Annotated in this window: 1 protein-coding gene; it reads right to left on the reverse strand. The window is 71.0% G+C overall.

The features are described from left to right. Positions 1 to 25: 25 nt before the first annotated feature. The coding region (locus SB660_RS23020) for a serine hydrolase (RefSeq protein ID WP_410584852.1) at positions 26 to 245 on the reverse strand (220 nt) is incomplete at its 5' end.

A 245-nucleotide genomic window follows, 5' to 3' on the forward strand; every position in this document is an offset into this window, starting at 1 on the left:
GGTGCTTCGGGTGGGATCGGGTCTTTCAGAGGGTGAGCGAGCGGATGTGCTCGACGGCGGCGCACGCGGCTCGGCCGATCGACGCGTCGACGGCAGGCAGGCGCTCGGCGAGCGAGTCGGCGCGGGTGAACACCGCGACCGCGTACTGCCGTCCGTCGGGATAGGTGACGACGCCGGCTTCGTTGCGCCACGCGGGGACCGTTCCGGTCTTCGCCGCGATCTTCACCTCGGAGGGGAAACCGGAG

This window comes from Bacillus sp. SIMBA_005 (genome assembly GCF_046535585.1).
GTDB classification, from domain to species: domain Bacteria; phylum Bacillota; class Bacilli; order Bacillales; family Bacillaceae; genus Bacillus; species Bacillus pumilus.